1 protein-coding gene and 1 pseudogene are annotated in these 2,379 nt (G+C 48.2%); one reads left to right on the top strand and one right to left on the bottom strand.

The window, feature by feature from the left end; genetic code table 11:
- Positions 1–28: 28 nt before the first annotated feature.
- Positions 29–868, bottom strand: coding sequence for a 3-hydroxybutyryl-CoA dehydrogenase (locus T472_RS06640; protein ID WP_023387783.1), 840 nt, complete (start codon positions 866–868; stop codon positions 29–31).
- A 210-nt stretch (positions 869–1,078) separates the two neighbouring features.
- Here T472_RS06640 and T472_RS06635 point away from each other — a divergent pair.
- Positions 1,079–2,160 (top strand): annotated as a pseudogene (locus tag T472_RS06635) (acetyl-CoA C-acetyltransferase); the annotation flags it as partial.
- Positions 2,161–2,379: the final 219 nt, after the last annotated feature.

Below are 2,379 nucleotides of genomic sequence, written 5' to 3'. Positions count from 1 at the left end.
GCGCTATTTTGCAACAGCACCATAAATGTCAATACTGGTAGAATCCCCTTCCTGTCTTCTTTCCGAGCAGTCCTGCCCTTACCATCTTTCTAAGGAGAGGATGCGGGGCATATTTGTCAGTACCCATTTCCTTATGAAGGACTTCCATTATCGCAAGGGTTATGTCGTTTCCAATAAGGTCTGAAAGCGCCAGGGGTCCCATCGGATGATTAGCGCCAAGCTTCATTGCCTTGTCTATGTCTTCAGCGGATGCAAAACCGTCTGCAAGGACTCCTATCGCCTCATTTATCATCGGGATGAGTATCCTGTTGACAACGAAACCTGGTCCTTCAGTAACTTCTACAGGGTCTTTGCCTATAGTCTTTGCATATTCGACCGCACGCTTGAAGGTCTCCTCATCAGCAAGCTGACCTCTGATGATTTCAACAAGCTTCATTACAGGAGCCGGATTGAAGAAGTGCATTCCGATGACTCTTCCTGGATTTTTTGTAGCTGAAGCCATTTCAGTTATGGACAGGGATGAGGTATTTGAAGCGAAAATGGCTGTATCTGCACAGATAGAATCCAGTTCCTTGAATAGGGACTTTTTGACCTCCATCCTTTCAACAACTGCCTCGAGTACCAGGTCGCAGTCAGAAGCGCCTGCGAGATCTTCGTAAACCTTAAGGCTTCCAGAGATCCTGTCGCACTCTTCCTGTGACAGCTTTCCCTTTTCAACCTGCTTGGCAAGCCTTCCAAGCATTCCCGAAAGACTCTTCCTGGCGAATCCTTCTGCGACATCATACATGCCTACTTCCCAGCCGCCCTGTGCAAATGCCTGTGCAATGCCGGATCCCATGGTTCCTGCTCCAACAACGAATACTTTCATACCTTCATCAGGTTACGGAATTCCGTGACCTGACTTTCTTCACCCCTTTCGAAATAGTATCTAAATTGACTATATTCAAAAAAAAGTCAGATGTAAAGGTTTTGAAATAAATACATGAAAAAACTTTCATATTTTTGTAGTCGTATACACGGTTGGCATGGAAATTGCTATATAGAGCATACCAATAAAAATCAAATTCAGGAGGTAGAGATGAAAGAAGTAGTCATAGCAAGCGGTGTAAGGACTGCAATCGGAAGCTTCGGCGGCCAGTTCAAGGATGTATCAGCGGTTGACCTGGCAGCGGCAGCAGTCAAGGAGGCGGTTTCAAGGGCAGGGATAACCCCTGACCAGGTGCAGGATGTCTATTTTGGGTGCATACTCCAGGCTGGTCTTGGTCAGGGTGTGGCAAGGCAGGCAGCGATGAAGGCAGGCATTCCGCAGGAGGTACCTGCAGTTACAGTCAACATGCTCTGCGGTTCTGGACTGAAGACTGTTGCAATGGGAGCCCAGACGATAATGACAGGTGAAAATGACATCGTTGTGGTCGGGGGAACCGAAAACATGAGCATGTCCCCTTACCTTCTTCCCTCAGCAAGATTCGGAATGAGGATGGGAGACGACAAGGCTGTGGATTCCCTGATAAGGGATGCCCTGACCGATGTCTTCAACAACTATCATATGGGAGTGACTGCCGAGAACCTTGCTGAAAAGTATTCGATTTCCCGCGAGGAGCAGGATGAATTTGCCGCATGGAGCCAGAACAAGGCTGAAAAGGCAATTGAAGAAGGCAGGTTCAAGGATGAGATAGTCCCTGTACTTATCCCCCAGAGAAAGGGAGATCCCAAGGTTGTCGACACCGATGAGTTCCCCAAGAAGGGAGTCACCGTGGAAGGATTGTCAAAGTTAAAGCCCGCATTCAAGAAGGCTGGCACGGTAACAGCCGCAAACGCATCAGGAATAAACGACGGGGCTGCAGCCCTTGTCCTTATGTCCAGGGAGAAGGCTGAAGAGCTTGGGATCACCCCGCTGGCTACCATAGTCTCCTTTGCCAGCGCAGGAGTCGATCCGTCAATAATGGGAATAGGGCCTGTTCCTTCATCAAGGAAGGCTCTTGAAAAGGCCGGACTCACCATAGACGACATGGACCTTATCGAGGCCAACGAGGCCTTTGCGGCACAGTCACTGGCTGTAGGCAAGGAGCTCAAATGGAACAAGGACAAGGTCAACGTCAACGGCGGAGCAATCTCGCTCGGGCATCCAGTCGGAGCCTCAGGAGCAAGGATACTTGTCACNNAAGAGGGATGCAAGTCTGGGACTTGCAACACTCTGCATAGGCGGAGGAATGGGAACCACAGTCATAGTCAGAAGATAGCCAATAATTGAATTGATATTACCGCATACTTTTGAGGGCATTTGCCCTCTTTTTTTTCATTCTGATATTGATGCTGTTAGTCAGATACCGATTACATAACTTTTATCGGAAATGGTACAATAAGTATAAATTAATAGTG

Origin of the sequence: Youngiibacter fragilis 232.1, from assembly GCF_000495435.3 — a bacterium.
In the GTDB taxonomy this organism is placed as follows: domain Bacteria; phylum Bacillota; class Clostridia; order Clostridiales; family Clostridiaceae; genus Youngiibacter; species Youngiibacter fragilis.
Note: the sequence above shows the minus strand (reverse complement) of the source record. Positions and strands in the feature narration are given on the sequence as shown.